Annotated in this window: 14 protein-coding genes; 8 read left to right on the plus strand and 6 right to left on the minus strand. The window is 62.1% G+C overall.

Translation table 11 applies throughout. The features are described from left to right. The first annotated feature begins 50 nt into the window (after positions 1-50). The 4 genes from hisS (at position 51) to QEO92_RS02175 (ending at position 4,161) form a co-directional block, all read left to right on the plus strand. Positions 51-1,649: a histidine--tRNA ligase gene (gene hisS / locus QEO92_RS02160; RefSeq protein ID WP_227702001.1), complete on the plus strand. Its 1,599-nt coding sequence runs from the start codon at positions 51-53 to the stop codon at positions 1,647-1,649. Positions 1,650-1,853: 204 nt separating this feature from the next. Continuing rightward, positions 1,854-3,038, plus strand: a complete 1,185-nt coding sequence (locus QEO92_RS02165) for an ATP phosphoribosyltransferase regulatory subunit (RefSeq protein ID WP_227702002.1) — start codon at positions 1,854-1,856, stop codon at positions 3,036-3,038. Next, positions 3,035-3,733 (plus strand): ATP phosphoribosyltransferase, encoded by a 699-nt coding sequence (hisG, locus tag QEO92_RS02170; RefSeq protein ID WP_227702003.1) that lies wholly within the window; start codon positions 3,035-3,037, stop codon positions 3,731-3,733. The genes QEO92_RS02165 and hisG overlap by 4 nt, the downstream gene beginning before the upstream one ends. Before the next feature lie 23 nt (positions 3,734-3,756). Beyond that, positions 3,757-4,161 carry a GFA family protein gene (locus tag QEO92_RS02175; protein ID WP_037158415.1) on the plus strand — a complete coding sequence of 135 codons (405 nt, stop codon included), beginning with the start codon at positions 3,757-3,759 and terminating at the stop codon, positions 4,159-4,161. A gap of 63 nt (positions 4,162-4,224) precedes the next feature. On the opposite strand, the gene QEO92_RS02180 is transcribed toward QEO92_RS02175, so the two are convergent. The 5 genes from QEO92_RS02180 to groES form a co-directional block, all read right to left on the minus strand. Then, positions 4,225-4,680, minus strand: a complete 456-nt coding sequence (locus QEO92_RS02180) for a DoxX family protein (protein WP_227702004.1) — start codon at positions 4,678-4,680, stop codon at positions 4,225-4,227. 190 nt (positions 4,681-4,870) lie between these two features. After that, positions 4,871-6,400, minus strand: a complete 1,530-nt coding sequence (locus QEO92_RS02185) for a cation:proton antiporter (protein WP_227702005.1) — start codon at positions 6,398-6,400, stop codon at positions 4,871-4,873. A gap of 54 nt (positions 6,401-6,454) precedes the next feature. After that, on the minus strand, positions 6,455-8,026 hold the full coding sequence (locus QEO92_RS02190; RefSeq protein WP_227702006.1) for a methionine--tRNA ligase: 1,572 nt from the start codon (positions 8,024-8,026) through the stop codon (positions 6,455-6,457). 365 nt (positions 8,027-8,391) lie between these two features. After that, positions 8,392-10,032, minus strand: coding sequence for a chaperonin GroEL (groL, locus tag QEO92_RS02195; RefSeq protein ID WP_037158405.1), 1,641 nt, complete (start codon positions 10,030-10,032; stop codon positions 8,392-8,394). A gap of 57 nt (positions 10,033-10,089) precedes the next feature. Next, positions 10,090-10,386, minus strand: a complete 297-nt coding sequence (gene groES, locus QEO92_RS02200) for a co-chaperone GroES (RefSeq protein WP_037158403.1) — start codon at positions 10,384-10,386, stop codon at positions 10,090-10,092. Between the two features lie 309 nt (positions 10,387-10,695). On the opposite strand from groES, the gene QEO92_RS02205 reads away from it, so the two are divergent. Both QEO92_RS02205 and QEO92_RS02210 read left to right on the plus strand, forming a co-directional pair. Continuing rightward, on the plus strand, positions 10,696-11,544 hold the full coding sequence (locus tag QEO92_RS02205) for a TIGR01459 family HAD-type hydrolase (protein ID WP_227702007.1): 849 nt from the start codon (positions 10,696-10,698) through the stop codon (positions 11,542-11,544). Between the two features lie 16 nt (positions 11,545-11,560). Next, the gene (locus tag QEO92_RS02210; RefSeq protein WP_227702008.1) at positions 11,561-12,541 is read left to right on the plus strand and encodes a bifunctional riboflavin kinase/FAD synthetase; all 981 of its coding nucleotides are present in this window, start codon (positions 11,561-11,563) and stop codon (positions 12,539-12,541) included. Positions 12,542-12,567: 26 nt separating this feature from the next. Here QEO92_RS02210 and QEO92_RS02215 read toward each other — a convergent pair whose 3' ends face one another. Further along, a complete protein-coding gene (locus QEO92_RS02215) occupies positions 12,568-13,224 on the minus strand; it encodes a TetR/AcrR family transcriptional regulator (RefSeq protein ID WP_227702009.1) in 657 nt (218 codons plus the stop codon). 140 nt (positions 13,225-13,364) lie between these two features. On the opposite strand from QEO92_RS02215, the gene QEO92_RS02220 reads away from it, so the two are divergent. Both QEO92_RS02220 and ileS read left to right on the plus strand, forming a co-directional pair. Continuing rightward, positions 13,365-14,342 carry an MBL fold metallo-hydrolase gene (locus QEO92_RS02220; RefSeq protein WP_227702010.1) on the plus strand — a complete coding sequence of 326 codons (978 nt, stop codon included), beginning with the start codon at positions 13,365-13,367 and terminating at the stop codon, positions 14,340-14,342. 316 nt (positions 14,343-14,658) lie between these two features. Beyond that, positions 14,659-17,775, plus strand: coding sequence for an isoleucine--tRNA ligase (gene ileS, locus QEO92_RS02225; RefSeq protein WP_227702011.1), 3,117 nt, complete (start codon positions 14,659-14,661; stop codon positions 17,773-17,775). Positions 17,776-17,845: the final 70 nt, after the last annotated feature.

The raw sequence follows: 17,845 nt of genomic DNA on the forward strand, positions 1-17,845 counted from the left end.
AACCGCTCACAAATCCGGCCTTTCCGGCCGACGGCAATGGAATTTCGATCATGAGCGACAAGAGACAAAAACCGCAGAAACTCAAAGCCCGCCTGCCGCGCGGCTTCGTCGATCGCACCAGTGCCGATATCCATGCCACCAACGAGATGATCGAGAAGATCCGCGAGGTCTACGAGCGCTACGGTTTCGATCCGGTCGAGACACCGATGTTCGAATATACCGATGCGCTCGGAAAATTCCTGCCGGATGCCGACCGCCCGAACGAAGGCGTGTTCTCGCTGCAGGACGACGACGATCAGTGGATGAGCCTGCGCTACGACCTGACAGCGCCGCTCGCCCGCCATGTCGCGGAGAATTTCAACGAGATCCAGCTTCCCTACCGCACCTATCGCGCCGGCTACGTCTTCCGCAACGAGAAACCGGGTCCCGGCCGTTTCCGCCAGTTCATGCAGTTCGATGCCGATACGGTCGGCGCGGCGGGCGTCCAGGCGGATGCCGAAATGTGCATGATGATGGCCGACACCATGGAAGCGCTGGGCATCAAGCGTGGCGATTACGTGATCCGGGTGAACAACCGCAAGGTTCTGGATGGCGTCATGGAGGCGATCGGAGTTGACGATCCCACGCAGAAACTCGCTGTTCTTCGTGCTCTCGATAAGCACGATAAATTCGGAACCGAGGGGGTTCTCCTCCTTCTTGGGGATGGACGTACAGATGAAAGTGGCGACCGTACCAAGGGGGCGGGGCTAAATTCCGAGCAGATCAAACTAATCATTCCATTTCTGGCCGGATCAACCATGGTCCCCGCTGATCAATCTCGGAGTCGCGTTCGACCTCTAGTAGGACGGCCCTCAAAGGAAGACAGCATTCTGTGGGTCGACAATTCTTGGAATTCGATTGAAGCTGCTCGGTTGATCGTAGGTGCGACGCCAAGCGGAGCTGCTGGAATTGAAGAGCTTGAATTGATGCTCAATCTGTTTGAGCAATCGGGCTATGGCCCTGATCGTATCGCGATAAATACCACTATTATCCGCGGCCTCGAATACTACACCGGCCCGGTTTTTGAAGCCGAGCTCACCTTCGACGTTACCAACGAGAAGGGCGAAGAAGTCGTGTTCGGCTCCGTCGGCGGCGGCGGGCGGTATGACGGGCTTGTCTCGCGCTTCATGGGCCAGCCGGTTCCGGCGACGGGCTTTTCGATCGGTGTCTCGCGCCTGATGACGGCGCTGAAGAACCTCGGCAAGCTCGGCCGGGACGAGGCGGTCGCCCCGGTTCTGGTCACCGTCATGGACGGCGATGTGGAAAGCATGGGCCGCTACCAGCGCTTCACGCAGGACCTGCGCAATGCCGGCATCCGCGCCGAAATGTACCAGGGCAACTGGAAGAAGTTCGGCAACCAGTTGAAATATGCCGACCGTCGCGGCTGCCCGATTGCCATCATCCAGGGCGGTGACGAACGCGCTGAGGGCGTCGTGCAGATCAAGGACCTGATCGAGGGCAAGCGGCTCTCCGGCGAGATCGAAGACAATGCGGCCTGGCGCGAGGCGCGCGTGGCCCAGGAAACCGTTCCCGAGGCGGAACTGGTCGCCAAGGTGAGGGAGATTCTCGCCGCTCAGGCCGAGGATCGCAGAAGGGCGAAGGATGCGTGAGTGTTACCCCCCTCTGCCCTGCCGGGCATCTCCCCCTCAAGGGGGGAGATCGGCTGGTGGCCCTCTCTTCGCCTTCAATCTGACGTCTCCTTCCCTGCAGCCACCCCTCGGAAACGACGGTCGTGCCGCTTGTGATCTCCCCACTCGAGGGGGAGATGTCCGGCAGGACAGAGGGGGGCTGCGTGGCATGGTGGGAGCAATCCCATGCCCCTGATCGACATGCCGGAGTTTTCTGGCGATCTCCTCGCCGAATTCGCCGCTCGCCGCACCGAGCGGGTGAACACGCCGGTCATCCAGCCGGCCGAGCCTTTTCTCGACATGGCCGGCGAGGACTTGCGCCGCCGCATCTTCTTGACCGAGAGCGAGACGGGCGCGAACCTCTGCCTGCGACCGGAATTCACCATTCCCGTCTGCCTTCGCCATATCGAGACGGCCACCGGCACGCCGAAGCGTTATTCCTATCTCGGCGAGGTGTTCCGTCAGCGCCGCGAAGGCGCCTATGAATTCTACCAGGCCGGCATTGAAGACCTCGGCGACAAGGACATCGCCAGCGCCGATGCCCGCGCCGTGGGCGACGCGGCCGGCATCTTGAAGGCGCTGCTGCCCGGCCGCAAACTCGGGGTGACGCTGGGCGATCAGGCGGTATTCGAGGCGGTGGTGAACGCGCTCGGCCTGCCGTTCGGCTGGCAGCGGCGGCTGATCCATGCCTTCGGCGACATGGCGCATCTCGAAGCGCTGTTGGAACGGCTTGCCCGGCCGCAGCCGGTCACCGGTCTCGATCCCGAGATCGCCGGGCTCCTGGCCTCCGGCAACGAGGCGGAACTGGTGTCGCGCATCGATCGCACCATGCAGGAGACCGGCTATTCCACCAATGCCAGCCGCTCGCCGGCCGAGATCGCAAGGCGGCTCAAGGAAAAGCTGGAACTCGCCGAGACGCGGCTCGACGGCACAGCGCTGCTGCTGCTGCGTGAATTCCTGACGCTTCAGCTTCCGCTCGCGGAGGCGCCGGCGGCGCTTGCCGGCTTCGCCGATGCCGCCGATCTGAAACTCGGGCCGGCGGCAGCACTTTTCGACGCGCGTCTGGCGGCGCTTGCCAATGCCGGTGCGGACCTTTCGGCCATGACCTATCGTGCCGCCTTCGGCCGCCCGCTCGACTATTACACTGGCCTCGTCTTCGAGGTGACGGAAGAAGGCTCGCCTGCCGTTCTGGCCGGCGGCGGCCGCTTCGACCGGCTGCTGACCCTGCTCGGGGCGAAGGATCATATTCCGGCCGTCGGTTTCTCGCTCTGGCTCGATCGAATTGAAGCGGCGAGGGGTGCCGCGGCGGGCCGAAAAGTGGAGGCCGGTTTTCGGGCGGACCCGCCGCGCGAAGAAAAGAGCGTTCAATGAGCGTCATTACGATTGCCCTGCCGTCCAAGGGCCGCATCAAGGAAGACACCGCCGCGATTTTCGAACGCGCCGGGCTTGCGATTTCCGCCGTCGGCAACGACCGCTCCTATCGCGGCCGCATTGAAGGAATGGACGGCGTCGAGATCGCCTACCTGTCGGCCTCCGAGATTGCACGGGAACTCGCAAGCGGCGCGGTGGATTTCGGCGTGACCGGCGAAGATCTTGTGCGTGAGGGCATGGCAGGCGCCGACGGACGCGTCGAGTTCTGCGCTCGCCTGGGCTTCGGCCAGGCGGATGTCGTGGTCGCCGTGCCGGAAATCTGGCTCGACGTGGAGACCATGGCCGATCTCGGCGACGTGGCCGCGGATTTCCGCGCCCGCCATGGCCGCCGGTTGCAGATCGCCACGAAATACTGGCGGCTCACGCAGCAGTTCTTTTCAAGCCAGCATGGCATCCAGCTCTACCGCATCGTGGAAAGCCTCGGCGCCACGGAAGGCGCGCCGGCGGCTGGCCAGGCGGATATCATCGTCGATATTACCTCGACGGGCTCGACGCTTCGGGCGAACCATCTGAAGATCCTGTCGGATGGGGTGATCCTGAAATCCGAGGCCTGCCTGGTGAGAGCCCGCAAGCCGGATCACGAGGATGATCCGCGAGTGGCGCAGATCGTGGAGGCGGTCCGCGGCGTGCTTTAAAGTTTCAACGGGGAGGAAGATGCATGCACATCACCGGCGGATGCCATTGCGGCTATGTGACCTATGAGGCCGAGCTCGATCCGCAGCGGGTCGCCATCTGCCACTGTACCGATTGCCAGAAACTTACCGGCTCGCCTTTTCGAGTGACGGCGGTCGTTCCGGAAAGCGATTTGAAGCTCACCGGCGAGCCGCCGAAGCAATACCGAAAGACGGCCGAAAGCGGGCGCGGCCGGCTCCAGTATTTCTGCCCGGAATGTGGCTCGCAGCTCTTCGTCAACGGCGAGGGGGAGGCTTCGAAGATCTGGGGCATCCGCTGGGGCAGCATCGACCAACGGATGGAGCTGAAACCGCAGCGGCAGGTCTGGTGCCGCTCCTCGCCGGCCTGGCTTTCGCAGATCGGCGAATTGCCGGCCCGTGAAAAGGATTAGAGACAAGAAATCCGCCGGACGCGAGGTCCGGCGGATCAGTCCAGGGCAGGGAATGCTGGCAAGTTAAGCGTTAATTGCGACCGAACCGCGGCGGGCGTCGATCGAGTAGGCGCCGGCGCCGGCGGCGGCGAGAGCCAGGAAGCCGCCTGCAAGCGAGACGTTCTTCCAGAAGATCAGGCCATTGAAGACAGTCAGCAGGCCGTTCGCTTCCGGCGTGAAGCCGGGAATGTTGATCGCGCCGTTATGGAAGACGAAGGCGGTGAACAGGCAGAAAAGGGCAAGCAGGATAGCGGCGATCTTGGTCTGGAAACCGGTGAGGACGGCAAGACCGGCCACCAACTCGAAGAGGCCGGCGACATAGGCGAGCAACGCGGCCGCGGGAATGCCGGCGCCGGTGATCATGCCGGCGGTGCCAGAGGGGTCGATGAGCTTCTGGAAGCCGGACGTGATGAACATGATCGCCAGCAGGACGCGGGCGGCGAGAAGCAGGGAATTGTTGGTAGTGGCGGTGGAAGACATTTGGAAGCTCCGGTTCAGTGCCTGTGTCTCGACAGGCGGTTGAATTTCTCTGCCTGCATATTTGCCCGTTTTAATCCGTATTCGGAAGATGAACAATCGTGGACGGTTTGTTGCCGATTTGTGAACGCGGAGGACGCAGTCCGGCGCGCACGTTTTCGTCATGTCAAAGCCGGGGAGGCCTTGAAGGAGTTCATATCTCCTCGATCCGCCGCGCGTTCTCCGGCAGGACGGAAAGTTCGCGCCAGTCGATTTCCTCCAGGAGAAGATTGTATTCGTCGACATTGAGATGGCCGGCGGCGCGAAGTCCTTCGAGCGCCTCCCGCTGGGCGACGATGGCATCGAGCGCCAGCCGGCGATAGGTTTCGAGCGACGTCGCGGACACGGCCTCCTGCTCCAGGCGGAATTTTGCGCGCAGCAGTTCCGCTTCGTCCTCCACTGCTCCGTCGAGTCTCGAGAACCCTGCAAACGCTATTTCGCTGCGACGGGCAGCGAGTTCGCCAAGCCCTTTCTGGCGGCGGTCGAGACCGAGCCATCTGATGATCGGCGCAAGCGTCAGCCCCTGGACGACCAGCGTGGCAAGTACGACGGCGAAGGCCGTCAGGACGACAATATCGCGTTCGGGGAATGAGGCCGGCAAGGCGAAGGCCGTCGCAAGTGTCACAAGTCCGCGCATGCCGCACCAGCTGGCAAGCAGCGCCTGTTTGACGGAGGCTGGTTCCGGTACGCCGCGGCGGCGCGCACGCCAGGCCTGCAGGCGGTTGAAGCCCACATAGACCACGAAACGCACCAGGATGACGATGACGACGGTAATCAGAGCAAAACGGATCGCCTCTCCGAGACGGTCTGCTGACATTCCTCCGACGATATCGCGAACCTGCATGCCCATCAGAAGAAAGGCCATCACGTTCAGCACGAAGACAACGGCGCTCCAGACCGCATAGGACTGCACCCGCATCCGCACCGAGGTCGGCGTCCTGTTGCTGTACGCCAGCGTCATCGCGAAGGCGACGATGGCGAGCACGGCCGAAAGACCGAGACGTTCGGCGATGACCCACAGGAGGAAGGTCTGCACGAACTGCAGGAGGTTTCCGCCAAGCGTGCCGGAGACGAAGCGCGCCAGGTGCCGGACCAGCGTTGCGGCTATGATTCCGAGCAGGATGCCGCCGGGAACGGCAATCGTGAGGTGCAAGGCGATGGGCATGTCGAGGCCGCCCGCCGACTGGATGGCGAGCGCGGCGTCGAAGATCAGGAGTGCTGCGGCGTCGTTGAAGAGGCTTTCGCCGCGCAGGACCGTATCCGTGCTGCGGGGGATCGACATGGCAGACAGTACCGCGGTCGCCGCCGCCGCGTCGGGCGGCGCGACGATCGCGCCCAGCACCAGCGCTGCGGCGAGCGGCAGGCCGGCGAAAGCCCAGCCAAAGAATGCGACTGCCGCCGCCGTCACAACGACGCCACCCACGGCGAAGACGACGAGCGGCGGCCAGAAGCGGCGCGCGACGCCCACCGGAAAATCGAAAGCGGCATCGAACAGCGCCGGTGCGATGAACAGGGCGAGTGCTGTGGCCGGGTCGAGGGAAATGTATGGCGTGCCGGGAACCAGCGCGACGGCCGCGCCCGCCAGGGCGAGCATGGAAGGATAGGGCACGGAGAGGCGGCGCGAAACCTGCAGCAGCACGATCGCGACCAGCACCAGAAGGAGGAGGCTTTCAAAGAAACTCATGGGTGCGACTGTAATTGCGGCGCGGGCAGTTGTCAGCGGCCTTGCATCTTTGCTCTAGCCGGGATTGCGTGAGATGCTCCCCTTGGGAAACAGTGCGCCACCTCTGTCAACCTTGAGCCCGGCCAGTTCCCTGGCCTCGACGCCCCGCAATGGCCCGCCCAGTTTATAGCGCAGTTTTTCGCTCGTCTCCGGCAGCAGGGGGCTGAGGCAATCGGCGATCGCCTGCAGTGACGCCTCCAAATTAAACAGGCAGTTGCGCAACCTGATCGCCGGTTCGGAACCTTCGGCTTTGGCCAGAGCCCAGGGTTGCTGTTCCGCGACATAGCGATTTGTCGACGCGACGAACGACCACACGGCATCCAGAGCCTCATCGAATGTGTAGGCCTCGATGGAGCCGGCGACGATTTTCCTGAGGTCGGCCGCCTGATGAAGCAGGTCGTCCCCTCTGATGTCGGTGCCTTCGGGAGCCGGTATGATGCCGCCGCAATAGCGGTCGATCATGCTGAGAGCGCGGTGCACGAGATTGCCGAGCTGATCCGCAAGTTCGGAGTCATGCGCCTGCCGGAAGCGCTCATGGGAAAAATCACCGTCGCCCGTAGGGCGGATATGCCGCAAAAGATAGTAACGCAAGGCATCTGTGCCGAGTTCACCGGCCAATGGAACGGGATCGATCGCGTTGCCGGCCGATTTGCCGATCTTCCGGCCGTCCACTGTCACATAACCGTGGACGAAGATGCGCGTGGGCGGGATGATGCCCGCCGAAAGAAGAATGGCCGGCCAATAGATGGCATGGAACCGGGTGATCCCCTTGCCGATCACGTGTTCCCGGGAATCGCTCTCAAGCCAGAAGCGGCGGAACAGGGCTTCGTCCGTCCCATAGCCGAGGGCCGTGATGTAGTTGGCAAGCGCATCGAACCAGACATAAATCACCTGGCCTGGATCGTTCGGCACGGGAATGCCCCATCCGCGTGCACGGATTGCGCTGCGCGAAATGCTGAAATCTTCAAGGCCTCCCCTGATCCAGGCCAGGACCTCATTGCGCCGTGATTCCGGCACCACGTCGATCTCGCGACGTTCATACAATCTGCGCAGCGTCTCCTCGTAGCGCGAGAGGCGGAAGAACCAGTTTTCTTCTTCCACGAAGTCCGGGACAGTGCCGTGTTCAGGGCATTTGCCGTCGGCGAGTTCTTCGGCCTTGTAGAATTGTTCGCAGCCATTGCAGTAAAGGCCGCGATAGGCACGCTTGTAGATGTCGCCGCTCCTGAAACATGCCGCCCAGAGCTTGCGGGCGCCGGGTGCATGGCGTGGATCGCTGCTGGTCCGGATAAAGTCGTCATAGGAGAGGTTCAAACCTTGCTGAAGAGCGCGAAAGTGATCGGAATTGCGCTCGACGAGCGTTTCGACGGGCAGCCCGGCGGCTTCGGCAGCCTGAACGTTCTTGATGCTGTTCTCGTCGGTACCGGCCAGGAAGCGCGTATCGGCGCCCGCGGAGCGGTGGGATCGGGCGATGACGTCGGCCTGAACGACCTCCAGCGCGAAGCCGATATGGGGCCGGGCGTTCACATAGGGAATCGCCGTCGTGACGTAGCGATGAGATGGGTTGATGGAATGAGCATTCGCGGGCATCGGGAGACCTCTCGGGTTTGAGAACGAGGCGGTCCCTGAAGACAAAAAAGCCGCCCCGGGTGGAAGCGACTTGGATGTTTGTTTATCCGCGTGGATTACATGCCAAGACCTGCCGCTTCCGATTTGGAAAGCGGCATCATCATGCAGATGCTGACGATCGAGGCGCTGCTGGTCATGAATTCCAATTATCCTCCTGGAGGTTTCCCGTCAATTGACGAATGTCAGGGAAGCGGAAGTCGATAGCCCGGCGCGCTCGACGCGCAGAGCCGTCTGGAATGATGGCGGCCTCGTTGAGATGAAAAAGGGCGGCCCGAAGACCGCCCTTCCAAGACTGAACCGGATGGCTCAGATGCGAGACGTCAGTCTCACATCATGTCCATGCCGCCCATTCCGCCCATGCCGCCAGGCATGCCGGCCGGAGCGTCCTTCTTCGGCAGCTCGGCGATCATGGCTTCGGTGGTGACCAGCAGGCCGGCAACCGAGGCTGCGTCCTGCAGGGCGGTGCGAACGACCTTGACCGGATCGACGATGCCCATGCCGATCATGTCGCCGTATTCGCCGGTCTGGGCGTTGTAGCCGTAGTTGTCGTCGTTCTTTTCGAGGATCTTACCGACGACGATCGAAGCTTCGTCACCAGCGTTTTCGGCGATCTGGCGGGCCGGAGCCTGCAGGGCGCGGCGAACGATGTTGACACCGGCTTCCTGGTCGGCGTTTTCGCCCTTGACCGTAAGCTGAGCGGAAGCACGCAGCAGAGCGACGCCGCCGCCCGGTACGATGCCTTCCTGAACGGCCGCACGGGTCGCGTTGAGCGCGTCGTCGATGCGGTCCTTCTTTTCCTTCACTTCGACTTCCGTCGAACCGCCGACGCGGATGACGGCAACGCCGCCAGCGAGCTTGGCAAGGCGTTCCTGCAGCTTCTCGCGGTCGTAGTCGGAGGTGGTTTCCTCGATCTGGGCCTTGATCTGGCCGACGCGGCCTTCGATGTCGGCCTTCTGGCCCGCACCGTCGACGATCGTGGTGTTTTCCTTGGAGATCGAAACCTTCTTGGCACGGCCGAGCATGTCGATGGTGACGTTTTCGAGCTTGATGCCGAGGTCTTCGGAGATGACAGTGCCGCCGGTCAGGATGGCAATGTCTTCCAGCATGGCCTTGCGGCGATCGCCGAAGCCCGGAGCCTTGACGGCAGCGATCTTGAGGCCGCCACGCAGCTTGTTGACGACGAGCGTTGCGAGCGCTTCGCCTTCGACGTCTTCAGCGATGATGAGGAGCGGCTTGCCGGTCTGAACGACGGCTTCGAGAACCGGGAGCATCGCCTGGAGGTTGGAGAGTTTCTTCTCGTGCAGGAGGATGAAGGCATCTTCCAGGTCAGCAACCATCTTTTCCGGGTTGGTGACGAAGTAGGGCGAGAGATAGCCGCGGTCGAACTGCATGCCTTCGACGACTTCGAGTTCGGTCTCGGCGGTCTTGGCTTCTTCAACCGTGATGACGCCTTCGTTGCCGACCTTCTGCATGGCTTCGGCAATGTCGAGGCCGATCTGGCGCTCGCCGTTGGCGGAGATCGTGCCGACCTGGGCGACTTCTTCCGAAGTGTTGATCTTCTTGGCCTTGGCCTGGAGATCAGCGACGACGGCCTTGACGGCGAGGTCGATGCCGCGCTTCAGGTCCATCGGGTTCATGCCGGCTGCAACGGCCTTGGCGCCTTCGCGAACGATGGCCTGGGCAAGAACGGTTGCGGTCGTGGTGCCGTCACCGGCGATGTCGTTGGTCTTCGAAGCGACTTCGCGGACCATCTGGGCGCCCATGTTCTCGAACTTGTCTTCCAGTTCGATTTCCTTGGCGACGGAAACGCCGTCCTTGGTGATGCGCGGCGCGCCGAAGGACTTGTCGATCACGACGTTGCGACCCTTCGGGCCGAGCGTGACCTTCACTGCGTCAGCGAGAATGTCGACGCCACGCAGCATCTTTTCACGCGCGGTGCGGCCGAATTTGACTTCTTTAGCTGCCATTTTTGAGAACTCCTGAAACGGGTGTCAGAGAATTTCGGAAAACACGACCGGCCGAAATCAGCCGATGATGCCCATGATGTCGGTTTCCTTCATGATCAGAAGGTCTTCGCCGTTGATCTTGACTTCCGTGCCGGACCACTTGCCGAAGAGAACGCGGTCGCCGACCTTGACGTCGAGCGCGGCGATCTTGCCGGACTCGTCGCGGGCGCCGGGGCCGACGGCGACGATTTCGCCTTCAGCGGGCTTTTCCTTGGCGGTGTCCGGAATGATGATGCCGCCTCTGGTCTTTTCTTCAGACTCGACGCGGCGAACGACGACGCGATCGTGCAGGGGGCGGAAATTGGTGCTTGCCATTGTCTAATCCCTCGATCAAATGACATTGACGGATCGCAAGATCCGTATCGCTTGGCTGTTGGCACTCACCTTGCGGGAGTGCTAACGAGGGTCGAGATAAGTGGGGCCGGCGATTGAGTCAAGGACGAAGCTGAAATTTTAAAGGCGGTCCCGCCTGCCGGTTGAAAACAAGCTTAATGGATAAGCCGGGCCATGGTGCGGCGCAAAAATGACACCAGCGTGTCGTCGCGGCGCAACGGGAGCTTTTTGCTTGTAATCTTTTCGGCGGTTTGCCATGTCACCGGGGACTTGGAGTGACAGGACGGACATATGGCAAAGCGCATCGGCAGTTTGAGCGAAGTGATCGGCGGCTACGACGTCGTTCTTTCCGACGTCTGGGGCGTCGTGCACAATGGCGTCGATGCCTTCCAGCACTCCTGCAAGGCGCTTGCCGAGGCGCGGGAGGCCGGCGCGACAGTCGTGTTGATCACCAATTCGCCGCGTCCGGCGCCGGGCGTCATCCAGCAGATGCGCGCGCTCGGCGTGCCGGACGGGACCTATGACCGTATTGTCACCTCCGGCGACGTGACGCGCCATCTGATTGCCGAAGGGCCGAAAAAGGTCTTCCTGCTCGGCCCCGAACGCGACATGCCGCTGTTTGACGGGCTCGACGTCGAGGCCGTTTCGGCAGAGGACGCGGACTGCATCGTCTGCACCGGTTTTTTCGACGACGAGAAGGAAGTGCCGGAGGACTACACCGACCTCCTGACCGCCTTCGTCAAGCGCGACGTGCCGTTCATCTGCGCCAACCCCGACCTCGTGGTCGAGCGCGGCCACCGCATCATCCCCTGTGCCGGTGCGGTCGCCGCCTATTACGAACAGCTCGGTGGCAAGACGCGCATCGCCGGCAAGCCGCACCGGCCGATCTACGAGGCGACGCTTGCCGCCGCTCGCGAAGTGCGCGGCGATTTCCCGATGGACCGCGTGCTGGCGGTCGGCGACGGCATGCCCACCGACGTGCGCGGCGCGCTCGCATACGGGCTCGACCTGCTCTATATCAGCGGGGGTATCCATGTGGCGGAATATACCGTCAACGGCCGGACAGACGAGGCGATCCTCAATGCCTGGCTGAAGTCGGAAAACGCCGCGCCGAAATACTGGATGCAGAGGCTTGCCTGAACCGGAAATCGCTTCGATGACCGTATTCCACCGCAACGAAAAGAAAGAACCGCTGCCCGAGGCGTTGAAGGGCGGCGTCATCGCCATCGGCAATTTCGACGGCGTGCATCGCGGCCATCGCAGCGTTCTCGAGCGCGCGTTGTCGCTTGCCGAAGAGCGCGGCGCACCCGCGCTGGTGCTGACCTTCGAGCCGCATCCACGCACCGTGTTCCGGCCGGAGGAACCCGTCTTCCGGCTGACGCCCGCGCCGCTGAAGGCGCGATTGCTGGAGGCCATGGGCTTCCAGTCGGTGATCGAATATCCCTTTACCAGGGAATTCGCGACGCGCTCGGCGGAAGAATTCATCCGGACGATCCTGGTCGACTGGCTGCATGCCGGCGCCGTCGTCACCGGCTTCGATTTCCATTTCGGCAAGGGCAGGGAAGGCGGCCCGGCCTTCCTGATGGCGTCGGGCGAAAGGCACGGCTTTACCGTCTCGCTCGTCGATGCCTTCCGGGACGAAAATGCCGAAGTGATATCTTCGAGCCGCATCCGGGCCCTGCTGGGGGAAGGCGACGTGTCTGGCGCGGCAGGTCTTCTCGGCTACCGTTATACGGTCGAGGCTGAGGTGATCGGCGGCGAAAAGCTCGGCCGGCAGCTTGGCTTCCCGACCGCCAACATGCAGTTGTCCCCGGAAGCAGAGCTGAAGGCAGGCATCTATGCCGTACGGTTCCGCCGCCCCGACGGCACGCTCCACGATGGCGTTGCAAGCTACGGGCGCCGTCCGACCGTGACGGACAACGGCGCACCGCTGCTTGAAACCTATCTCTTCGATTTCTCCGGCAGCCTCTATGGTGAAATCTGTTCCGTCTCCTTCTTCGGACACCTGCGCGACGAGTTGAAATTCGACAGTCTCGACGCGTTGGTGGTGCAGATCAAACGCGACGAGGAAGAGGCGCGGGCGCTGCTCTCCGGTGTCAGGCCGCTCGGGGAACTGGACGCGAAAATCGCATTCTGACGTCGTTTGATGACGAAGTCCGCAAGTCAGCTCGCAGTCGGCTTGCGCGGCAAATCCATTGTCGCCAGCATCGTCTGTTCGAGCATCTCCGGAAACTCCGGTGTTTCCAGGAAGAAGGGGCCGGGCTGGTTGATGATGGTGTTGTTGAGAACGCCGTACATCACCTGGAAGGCGAAGCGGATGCGGGCCTCATCGACGCGGGCATGATCGATCGACGGTTCGCGGGCAACCCGATCGAGAAAGGCATCGGTCAGCGCATGCACGTTCCGGCGGAAGGGTTCCCATGCCTCTCCTGATTCCAGGCTGACCTTGAACGCGGAACGGAAAAAGGTCTTCTGCTCGATGTAGCGGGCGACTTGCGCCCGTGTCAGTTCAGCGAGAATACGGTTGAAGGTCGTCTCCCGCACGACGGCCTCGAGCATTGGCCCCGATTCCGCCGCAGCCGCGACCATGACCGCCTTGAAGAGCGTCAGCTTGTCGGGGAAGCGCGCGTAAAAGGCACCGGTCGAGCATTCGGCCGCGTTGCAGATATCGGCAACGCCGACCTCGTCGAAGGAAATCTTTCGCGCGATGCGCAGCCCTTCATCGATCAGGCGATCGCGCAATTCGCGGCTGCGCAACTGCTGGGCGGGAAGAACGCCAACTCGTGCCAGATCGTCATGCCAATTCGCTGTCGTTCTCAATATGCACCGCCTCTCCTCTATGAATTGCGTATCGTATTCCCGTTGTCCATCAGCTTAAAACAGAATGAGATTCTTATTCTGATTGATTCCTCGTTCGGCTGTTGTTAGATCTCGGTTCTCTGATCGGAGGGAGGAGAGAGATGGAGATTTCAAACAGCGGGCGTGCATTCACTCGTCGGAGTGTTCTTAACTTTGCCCTGGCAGCCGGCGCTTCAAGCATGTTTCCGGTTGCCGCTCACGCCGAGGCACCGGCAGCTCCCAAGGGGGCGAAGCTCGTGCTCTTGGGCACCAAGGGCGGGCCGCGCGTCGGTGGCAACCGATCCAATCCCGCCAATGCGCTGATCGTCGACGGCGTTACCTACATCATAGACACAGGCATGGGGGTAACGGCTCAGGTCGTGAAGGCAGGGATCGATCTTGCAAGCATCCGCACGATCCTTATTTCCCACATGCATTCGGACCATCAGCTCGAATTCGGCAATCTGGTCTACAATATCTGGGTATCCGGGGCGCTGCGTCAGCCGGTCGATGCCTATGGACCGGCTGGGCTCGAAGACATGGCGAGGGATTTCTGGCAGCTCAACCGTCTTGACGTCGCGACCAGGATGGAGGACGAGGGCCGTGCCGACCCGTCCAAGCTCCTGCGCGCCCACGATTTTACCAAAAAGGACGGGCTGGTCATGCAGGACGAGCGGGTAAAGGTGACCGCCTTCACGACGCCCCACCCGCCGCTGGAAAATCTCGCCTACCGGTTCGAAACGCCGTATGGGGTCGTCGTTTATTCGGGTGACACCGCCTATAATCCGGCGCTGGCCGATTTCGCGCGCGATGCGGACGTGCTGGTGCACGAAGTCCTTTACCTTCCCGGCGTCGACGCCCTGGTGAAGCGCGCCAATGGCACGCCCGCTTTCCGCAAGCACATCGTCGAAAGTCACACGGCGGCCGAGCAGGTGGGGATGATCGCCGCACAGGCTCGCGCGAAGAAACTCGTCCTCAGCCATTTCGGGCCTGGCGACATGGAGTGGATCACCGACGAAATGTGGCGCGCCGAAACCGCCAGGCATTTTGACGGGGAGATCGTCGTCGGACGCGACCTGCTCGAAATTCCGCTCGGCTGAACGCCGCGGCTTCAGCCATGTCTCCCGTCCCGTCCTGTTTTAAAGGGCAGGGCGGGGGAAAGCGCCTGCTATTTTGCCGAAGCCGGTCTTTCATATTCCTGACCGACCCTCTTCCTTTTTTCGGCAAGAACACATAAACAACCGCCACTATGCAAAAATTTCGGCTGGCTCAGATCATACGAATTATCGGCCCGGCCTTCCGCGCGCTGTAAGAGCGGCCGGAGGGTCCGGGTTTTCGGCGCTTACGACAAGCGCCTTCCGCCACCGTGTTTTCATCGAGACGCGCCCCGTCGCGGCGCCAGAGACGATTGCCATCATGACCGATACCGCCGAAAAACTCGACTATTCGAAGACCCTCTATCTGCCCGAAACCGATTTTCCGATGCGCGCCGGACTGCCGCAGAAGGAGCCGGAACTGGTTGCCCGCTGGCAGCAGATGGACCTTTACAAGAAGCTCCGCGCCTCCGCCGCAGGGCGCGAAAAATTCGTTTTGCACGACGGCCCGCCCTATGCGAACGGTAACATCCATATCGGCCACGCGCTGAACAAGATCCTCAAGGACGTCATCACCCGCTCGTTCCAGATGCGCGGCTATGACTCGAACTATGTGCCGGGCTGGGACTGCCACGGCCTGCCGATCGAGTGGAAGATCGAGGAAGAGAACTATCGTTCCAAGGGCAAGGCAAAGCCCGACCTGTCCGAGCCGGCGGCGATGACCGAGTTCCGCCGCGAGTGCCGCGCCTATGCGGAAAAGTGGATCAAGGTTCAGGCGGGTGAGTTCCAGCGCCTCGGCATCGTCGGCGATTTCGAGAACCCGTACCTGACGATGAATTTCCACGCCGAAGCGCGCATCGCCGGCGAGCTCTTGAAGATCGCCAAGAGCGGCCAGCTCTATCGCGGCTCGAAGCCGATCATGTGGTCGGTCGTGGAGCGCACCGCGCTGGCGGAAGCCGAGGTGGAGTATCAGGATTACGAGAGCGATACGATCTGGGTGAAGTTTCCGGTTGTGCTTGCTGCTCTTGGGGCGGGGGGACGTTGGGTTGACGATGATGACTTAAGCAAGCTCGCAGACGACGACATCGCCATAAAGAAAGATCTTCAGGATGCCAGCGTCGTTATCTGGACGACGACTCCCTGGACCATTCCCGGCAACCGCGCAATCTCCTATTCGCCGAAAATCGGCTACGGCCTGTACGAAGTCACGGCAGCCGAGAACGACTTCGGGCCGCGCCCCGGCGAAAAATTGATCTTTGCCGACAAGTTAGCGGAAGAGAGCTTTGCGAAGGCAAAATTGCAGTTCAAGCGCTTGCGTGGCGTTTCTGCGTCTCAGCTTGCCGGCATCACCTGCGCCCATCCCCTCAAGGGCCTCGGAGGCGGCTACGAATTCCCCGTCCCGCTGCTGGCCGGCGATCACGTCACCGACGATGCCGGTACCGGTTTCGTCCACACGGCACCGAGCCACGGTCGCGAGGACTTCGAGGCATGGATGCATCATATCCGCGAGCTGGAAGCGCGCGGCATCGAGACGAAGATCCCGTTCCCGGTCGATGATTCCGGCACCTACACCGCCGACGCGCCCGGTTTCGAGGGCGTGCGCGTCATGGACGACAACGGCAAGAAGGGCGACGCCAACGACCGCGTCATCAAGGCGCTGATCGAGAAGAACATGCTCTTCGCTCGCGGCCGGCTGAAGCACCAGTATCCGCATAGCTGGCGGTCGAAGAAGCCGATCATCTTCCGCAATACGCCGCAATGGTTCGTCTACATGGACAAGCCACTAGGGCGGGCAAGAAGAGCCAATGGTGATAGCACGATCAGTTTCGTGGACCTGGACATCTTGCGTACCGATGAGTTGGCGGAAGAAAATGGCCAGGGATCACGCCATTGGTTCCTTGATCGGGATAGTGATGAGCCGCCATTAACGTTGCGCGAGCGGGCGCTGAGGGCGATCGACGACACCCGTTTCGTGCCGGCCGCCGGCCAGAACCGCCTGCGCGCCATGATCGAGCAGCGCCCGGACTGGGTGCTGTCACGCCAGCGTGCCTGGGGCGTGCCGATCTGCGTCTTCGTCGACGAGCATGGCGAAATCCTGCAGGACGATGACGTCAACCGGCGCATCCTCGATGCCTTCGAGGTGGAAGGCGCGGACGCATGGTTTGCCGAAGGCGCCAAGGAACGGTTCCTGGGCAACGAACATGATCCGGCCAAGTGGACGCAGGTCATGGACATCCTCGACGTCTGGTTCGACTCGGGCTCGACGCACACCTTCACGCTGGAGGATCGCCCGGACCTGAAATGGCCGGCCGATGTCTATCTAGAAGGCTCCGACCAGCATCGCGGCTGGTTCCATTCGTCGCTTCTGGAATCCGCCGCCACCCGCGGCCGCGCGCCTTATGACACGGTCATCACCCATGGTTTCACCATGGACGAGAAGGGCCAGAAGATGTCGAAGTCGCTCGGCAATGTCGTGGCGCCGCAGGACGTCATGAAGGATGCCGGCGCCGATATCCTGCGCCTCTGGGTCATGACGACGGATTACTGGGAAGACCAGCGCCTCGGCAAGACGATCATCCAGACGAATGTCGATGCCTATCGCAAGCTCAGGAATACGATCCGCTGGATGCTCGGCACGCTCGCCCACGACGAGGGCGAGGAGATCGCCTATGCCGACCTGCCGGAACTCGAGAAGCTGATGCTGCATCGCCTGGCGGAACTGGATAAGCTCGTCCGTGAGGCTTACGACGCCTTCGAGTTCAAGAAGATCGCACGCGCGCTCATCGATTTCGCCAATGTCGAGCTCTCGGCCTTCTATTTCGATGTGCGCAAGGATGCGCTTTATTGCGATGCGCCGTCGTCGCTGCGCCGCCGTGCAGCACTCTCCGTCATCCGCAGGATCTTCGACTGCATGGTGACCTGGCTTGCGCCCATGCTGCCGTTCACCACGGAGGAGGCGTGGCTGTCGCGCAATCCGGGCGCGGTCTCCGTGCATCTCGAACAGTTCCCGGACGTTCCGGCCGAATGGCGCAATGACATGCTTGCCGAAAAATGGAGCGCCATCCGCCGGGTCCGCTCCGTTGTCACCGGCGCGCTGGAGATCGAGCGCAAGGACAAGCGCATCGGTTCCTCGCTGGAAGCGGCCCCCGTCGTCCACATCACCGATCCGGCGCTCCTGAAGGCGCTGGAAGGCCAGGACTTCGAGGAGATCTGCATCACCTCCGGCATCGAGATCGTGGCGGGCGAAGGGCCGGAAAGCGCCTTCCGGCTGCCGGAAGTTCCGGGCGTTGCCGTCGATTCGAAGCTCGCTGAAGGCGTAAAATGCGCCCGCTCCTGGCGTGTGACCAAGGATGTCGGTTCCGACCCCGCCTGGCCGGATGTCTCTGCACGCGACGCTGCGGCACTTCGCGAACTCGCCGCTCTCGGTCGTCTCGGTTGACCTGAAAAGCCGCCGGATGATTGCGCTTTGGCGCGTCATCCGGTATTTCTGCCCGAAATTGGCCGGATTT

This window comes from Neorhizobium petrolearium, assembly GCF_029854435.1.
Taxonomy (GTDB): domain Bacteria; phylum Pseudomonadota; class Alphaproteobacteria; order Rhizobiales; family Rhizobiaceae; genus Neorhizobium; species Neorhizobium petrolearium.